Raw genomic sequence first — 6,537 nt, 5'->3', positions numbered from 1 at the left:
TGCTGGCGCAATTCCATCATGGCGATATCGACGGCGGCCGGAAGTTTTTCTTGCTGGCTGGCCGATTGACGACGGCACAGCCGGAGCAGCATCGTGATTTGCTGGAAGTGATGTATCACATTCTCAGTCTCGGTTTTCAGGGGCAGTACCGCACTGATCCCGATGGTCGACGCCACCTTGCAACGATACGCAAGCGCCTCGATGCACTGATCACAGCCGACCGTGAACCGGTGCCGTCGGCGTTGTCGTCGCATTTGCAGGGCGTCCCTCGTGATCGGTTACAGGCTTTGCGCAGCATTCCGGTGTGGGTCTCGGCGACGCTGATGACGCTGGTGGTCGTGGTGACATGGGGGTATTGCAAATACCAGTTAACGGGATTGCGCAATCAAGTGGTCGATGACATCGTCACCATCGGCAACATGACAGTACCGCCAGCTGCATCCTCTCCAACCAAGTATTAAGGCAAAGTGACTATCAGTAGTGTCCGGTTTAATTAAACCACTACATTCGCAACCTGGAAAAGGAACTCGACCTCCGTCTGCTACGCTGCGGCAGGAATTATGAAGGATTGACTGTAGAAGGTGAACGGGTATGCGCAGGCAATCTCCTCCTCGAATTTGCGCATAGTAGTGCGCAAGCACGCATATCAAGCACAGGATTATCGCAATATTCCTCTGCATATAGCGATTGGTAAGCTTAGGCACTAAGCTGCTCCTAGCCTCTGTCATAACAACGATGTCTCGATATGGCGGAGCGCCCGCAGTGGAAACATTGCAGCAAATACACCTACCGTTAGCCCCTATGGGGAATTTGCAGCTTGCCTCATAGGCGCGCTATAAATTTACTTGGAGAATTGATGTCATATGTGCCTATTTCTATAGCAACCAATTCGCAACAAAATCCGTTTCGCCCCACTCCTCCCCGCGACAGCACCTTCCACCCGGAAGACTGGAAAATTCTGAGCAAATTCTGGCATCCCGTCGCCTTTTCTTCCGACCTGACCGATAAGCCTATCGCTGTACGCCTGCTGGACGAGCGCCTGGTCGCTTATCGCGCCGAGGGCCGCGTAGTCGTCGCCAGGGACATGTGCGCGCATCGCGGCGTGCCCTTGAGCCTGGGCTGGGTGGAGGGAGAAAACATCGTCTGTCCGTATCACGGACTACGCTACGGGCCGGATGGAAAATGCCGCCATATTCCATCGCAACCGGATGGACACATTTCCGACCGCCTCAAAATCTGCATGTATCCCGCGCAGGAACGGTACGGCTTGATCTGGACCTCGCTTGGCGGCGGCCATGAGCCCTTCCCGGAATTTCCGACCTGGGACAATCCCGATTTTCAGCAGATCCTGCCGCCATCGATCGACATAGCCGCTTCCGCCGGCAGGCAAGTCGAAGGTTTCATCGACGTGGCGCATTTTGCCTGGATATACGAAGCCACCTTTGCCGATCGCAACAATCCCTTTGTGCCGCAATACACTGCCGAGCGCACCGCCAGAGGCATGCACGCCGAATACATCAGCAATGTCAGCAATTTCCCCAAACGAATGCAGCATCGGGCGCCTGCCGACTATCAATGGCGCCGCGTATTCAACATCGAGCTACCCTTTACTGCAAGCCTGACGGTGGACTTCCCCGAAGGCGGAGTGCTATCGATCTTGAATGCCGCGAGCCCGGTTTCCGCACGGTCGACGCGCCTGTTTGTTCCGATCACGCGCAATTTCGACAAAGACCAGCCTTTGCAGGAAGTCTATGATTTCAACCGGCAGATTTTTGAAGAAGACCGGGCAATTGTGGAAACCCAGCGTCCGGATGATCTGCCGCTGGACAAGGGAATCGAGGCGCACATCCTTGCCGACCGTTCTTCCGGCGCCTATCGTCGCGCAATGAGTCTGCTTGGGCTGGGCGCGGCTTACTCAGCTTGATGCGCATCAGCGTTATCCAAGGCGCCGTCACTTCCTTCCCTTCACCGAGGGAAGGAGGATAGCGCCCACTTGGATGCGCAAACCAACCTTAACCGCATGACCACAGATGATCCGCGACGTTAAGGATAACCAGAGACAGAAGAGAACAATATGCGCAAATGGGAATGTGTAGTTTGTGGCTTTCGCTACGACGAAGCGAACGGGATGCCGGAGCACGGCATCGCACCGGGTACATCTTGGGAAGACGTACCTGACACCTGGTTTTGTCCTGACTGCGGCGTCGGCAAAGCGGAATTCGAGATGCTGCTCGTCGCGGCATAAGCGAGCACCGTACATCATCAACATAAAAAGGGTTTTATCATGGCACCCATTATCATTGTCGGGAGCGGGCTTGCGGGTTACACCGTGGCGCGCGAATTACGCAAGCTGAATCGGGAAGTACCGCTCACCATCATCAGCCGTGATTGCGGCAGCTTTTATTCTAAGCCGATGCTATCGAATGCCTTTCAACAAGGTAAGAACGCGGCTAGCCTGGTCAACTTTACAGCCGATCAGATGGCTGCCCAGCTCAATGCCGAGATTCTGCGCGAGGCCGAAGTCGAGGAAATTTCAACCCATAGCCATACCGTCACGGTGGCAGGCAAACGCTTGCCCTACTCTTCACTGGTATTGGCATTGGGCGCCGATCAGCGTCAAACCAATTTGAGCGGCGACGGTGCAGCGGACGTACTGACCGTTAATGACCTGGCCGATTACGCTCGCTTTCGGCAAGCGCTAGTTGGCTGCCGCCGCGTCGCCATACTTGGCGCCGGATTAATCGGCTGCGAATTCGCTAACGATCTGGCGTCGGCGCAATTTGACGTCACTTTGATCGATCCTGCTTTATGGCCGCTGAGCCGATTGGTGCCTGAACCGGCAGGACAAGCAATGGCGGCGGCATTAAGCAAAGTCGGCGTGACGTTACATCTCGGTAAAACGCCGCAATCGATAGAGCGCCGCGGTAACGCTTACCGCATACACATGGAGAGCGGCGAAACACTTGAGGCCGATCGCATAGTTGCCGCAATCGGCTTGACGCCAAGAGTTGCGTTAGCGCGCAAATCCGGCTTGTTCGTTGAACGCGGGATAGTAACCAATGCATGGCTGCACACCAGCGCCAACGACGTGTACGCACTGGGCGATTGCGCAGAAGTGGATGGACTGGTGCTGCCCTATGTGATGCCGATCATGCAGGCTGCCCGTGCGCTAGCGAAAACACTCAATGGCGAATCGACTCGCGTGGCGTATCCAGCCATGCCGGTGGTGGTGAAGACCCCGGCAATGCCAACCGTAGCGGTGCCGCCACTGGATGCAAATGGCCGCTGGGAAAGCGCCAAGGCATTTGATGATGAGGCCGACCCCAACAGCGTCTGGTCGGTTTTTCGCAACGATCAAAATGAGATGTGCGGCTTTGCGCTGATGGGAGATTACGTCAAAGAGAAAAACACGCTATTGAGTACGATGGCGCCGTGGCTGGCTTGAGGCCTGCTTTGAGGCCTGCTTTGAGGCCCACCGATTAAACATGTCGTTGAATCGCCCGCAACAAATTCCGAATGGACTATAACAAAACATAATACAAATGATTGAAGCTCTCTTAGCCCCTTCAAGAAATAGGAACACCTGATTTTCTCTAACAAACTAAAATTTATATAACATACTATTTCCCTAGCGAATCAGCGTAGCGCAAGCTAGAATCCCAAGACCAAATTTGGGAGGATTTCATCTGTGATGTGTACTACCCGTCGTTTCACATTAGCCGCTCTCGCCATCAACATCGCATCGTTCAACGCCGCAGCGGCGATCCCGAATGATGCAGCGCCGCTGGGAAAATTACCGCGCTGGGCTCAGCCGCTGGCCTATCAGCTGGATTTCCGCGTCGATCCGCACCAGTCTGACTATAGCGGCAGCGCCACCATCGCCATCGAACTGAAACAAACCGCCGATCATCTATGGCTGCACGGCCAGGATCTGCGCGTGAGCAAAGTCACGCTGACCGACAGCCGGAAAAAAATCCATGCAGCACAGTACAAAGTAGCAGCGAAAAAAGAAGGCGTGGCGGCGATCGAGTTTGGCCAGACGCTGCCGGCCGGACGTTATAGCGTGACGCTGGAATACAGCGCTCCGTTCAATGAACAGTTGGAAGGCGTGTACAAAGTCAGCAGCCAAGGCGCGCCGTATGTGATCACGCAGATGGAAGCGGTCAGCGCCCGCTACGCTTTCCCGGGTTTCGACGAACCGGCTTTCAAGACGCCTTTCACGCTCAGCCTGAGCGTGCCTGAAAACCAGGTTGCGGTTGCCAACACGCAGCAGGTCGACGAACAGAAACTGGAAAACGGCTGGCGCAAGCTCAGCTTTGCGCCGACCAAACCGCTGCCGACTTACCTGGTGGCGTTTGCCGTCGGGCCATGGGACGTGGTGAACGGACCGGAAATTCCAGCGACACAATGGCGCCGCCAGGCACTGCCGCTGCGCGGCGTCACACCGCATGGCGAAGGCGCGCGTATCAAGCCGGCGCTGGCGCAGACGCCGGCCATCATCACGGCGCTGGAAGATTATTTCGGCTTCGGCTATCCATTCGATAAAGTGGATCTGCTGGCCGCGCCCGACTTTGCCGCCGGCGCCATGGAAAATCCGGGACTGGTGACCTTCCGCGATTACCTGATGCTGCTCGACGCTAATTCACCCGCAAACAATGTGCGCGGCTCATTCAATGTCAACGCCCACGAGCTGGCCCATCAATGGTTTGGCGACACCGTCACCATGCCGTGGTGGGACGATCTCTGGCTCAACGAGGCGTTTGCCACCTGGATGCAGAGCAAGATCACGCGTCAGCTGCATCCGGAATACCGCGCCGACCTGGAGCTGATCAGCGGCGCCAACTATGCGATGCAAAGCGATAGCCTGGTCAGCGTGCGCCGCATCCGCCAGCCGATTGCCAACAACGGCGACATCGAAACAGCATTCGACGGCATCACCTACCAAAAAGGTGCCGCCGTACTGAATATGTTCGAGCGCTATCTGGGCGAAGAAACTTTCCGCCAAGGAGTGCGCGCGTATATCAAGCAACACCAGTTCTCCAGCGCCACCGCGGACGATCTGGTCAATGCCTTGGCCAAGGCTTCCGGCAAGGACCAGCGTTTTACGAAAGCGATGCAAAGTTTTCTCGATCAGTCCGGAGTACCGCTGGTCGACACTGCGCTCAGTTGGGAAAACGGCAAAGCAGTGCTGCATCTGAAGCAACAGCGCTACCTGCCGCTCGGCTCGACCGGCGACACCACACGGCTGTGGGGCATTCCAGTGTGCGTGCGCTATAGCGTCGCCGATAGCGACATCGCCAAGACGCAATGCGAATTGCTGGATCGGGAGCAAGGCAAGATGGTGCTGCAAGGCGCATCCGCCAGCAGCTGGTATATGCCGAACGCAGACGCGGCCGGCTACTACCGCTTCAATATGGCGCGCACAGATCTGGCGCGCCTGACCGACAAACTGGCGCAACTGCCGGATACCGAACAGCTGGCTTACGCGGACGCCGTCAACGCCGGTTTCGATCGCGGCGATCTGGATGCTGCCGCCGTGCTGGCAGCGGCGCCGCGCCTGGCGCAATCGAACACGCGAGAAGTAGCGACTGCACTGATACCGACACTCAGATGGTTGTCCAGATACGAAGCCAGCAGCGACGCCCAGCGCAACCGCCTGACCGAAGTGGCGCGCCAGTTGTACCTGCCGCGGCTGCAACAACTGGGCTATCAACGCCGCAGCGGCGAAAGCCAGGACGACGCCCTGCTGCGCGCATCGCTCGCGAAATTCCTGGCGCTCGACATGCAATTGCCTGAAGTACGCCAGGCCCTGCTGGCACAAGGCAAGCAAGCCCTGCAAGCCGATGCCGACGGCCAGCTTAACCTGGCCGCCGCCAATCCGGATTTGTTGCGTTCGATACTGGCCGTCACCATCCAAGAACGCGGCGGCAGCGCTACCGATGTGTTAATCAAGGCGCTGGCCGATACCAGCAATCCGTCGCAGCGCATGGCGATACTGAGCGGCCTGGGCTCCGCCACTAGCGCCGGCAACGCCGAACGTGCGCGCAACCTGACGCTGGATTCGCGGGTTAAAGTCGGCGAGATGAGCACGCTGCTGAGCGCCAGCAGAGAAGACGGCGAAGGCCGCGACGCCATGTGGAATTGGTTTACCATCAATCATGCACAGCTGATCAAGCGTAGCGGCGACTCGTCCGGCGGCAGATTGCCCGGCCTGGTCGGCGGCGACGGCTGCTCGCAAGGCGAGGCTGATCGCCTGACGGCGTTTTTCCAGCCCTTGCTCGGACAACTGCCTGGCGCCGAACGCGGCCTGGCGCAAACCCGTGAAAAGACCTTGCTGTGCACGGCCTTGCGCGACAAGCAAGACCCGGCGGCGATTCTGCGCTGAGCAAACAATTTGGATTTTTTTTAGAATGCCTTAGGGCCTGTTAACAATTGATTTGGGAGATGCGTTCCAACCAACACGTGTGCTGGCAAGGCGCGTGGCGTAGCTGGGGCTGGTGCCCCAGCAAGCCATGCAACGCGGCCAGCGCACGTTTT

5 protein-coding genes are annotated in these 6,537 nt (G+C 57.4%); all 5 read left to right on the top strand.

Translation table 11 applies throughout. From position 1 onward, the window contains the following. Positions 1-461: type IVB secretion system protein IcmH/DotU (gene icmH / locus KHU33_RS24815; RefSeq protein ID WP_211468012.1), on the top strand; the 461-nt coding region annotated here is incomplete at its 5' end. 395 nt (positions 462-856) lie between these two features. Beyond that, positions 857-1,924 (top strand): aromatic ring-hydroxylating dioxygenase subunit alpha, encoded by a 1,068-nt coding sequence (locus KHU33_RS24810; protein WP_211468010.1) that lies wholly within the window; start codon positions 857-859, stop codon positions 1,922-1,924. Between the two features lie 150 nt (positions 1,925-2,074). Beyond that, complete coding sequence (locus KHU33_RS24805) at positions 2,075-2,245, top strand: rubredoxin (protein ID WP_211468008.1); 171 nt, start codon at positions 2,075-2,077, stop codon at positions 2,243-2,245. Positions 2,246-2,284: 39 nt separating this feature from the next. Next, positions 2,285-3,445 (top strand): FAD-dependent oxidoreductase, encoded by a 1,161-nt coding sequence (locus KHU33_RS24800; RefSeq protein ID WP_211468005.1) that lies wholly within the window; start codon positions 2,285-2,287, stop codon positions 3,443-3,445. Positions 3,446-3,691: 246 nt separating this feature from the next. Beyond that, positions 3,692-6,385, top strand: coding sequence for a M1 family metallopeptidase (locus KHU33_RS24795; protein ID WP_230414542.1), 2,694 nt, complete (start codon positions 3,692-3,694; stop codon positions 6,383-6,385). Positions 6,386-6,537 lie beyond the last annotated feature (152 nt).

The organism is Collimonas silvisoli (assembly GCF_018305005.1).
Taxonomy (GTDB): Bacteria; Pseudomonadota; Gammaproteobacteria; order Burkholderiales; family Burkholderiaceae_D; genus Collimonas; species Collimonas silvisoli.
This window is presented reverse-complemented; position numbering and strand designations above follow the sequence as displayed.

Coding starts and splice junctions, on each gene's coding strand:
- KHU33_RS24795 (WP_230414542.1), top strand. CDS start 3,692: ATGTGTACTACCCGTCGTTTCACATTAGCCGCTCTCGCCATCAACATC.
- KHU33_RS24810 (WP_211468010.1), top strand. CDS start 857: ATGTCATATGTGCCTATTTCTATAGCAACCAATTCGCAACAAAATCCG.
- KHU33_RS24805 (WP_211468008.1), top strand. CDS start 2,075: ATGCGCAAATGGGAATGTGTAGTTTGTGGCTTTCGCTACGACGAAGCG.
- KHU33_RS24800 (WP_211468005.1), top strand. CDS start 2,285: ATGGCACCCATTATCATTGTCGGGAGCGGGCTTGCGGGTTACACCGTG.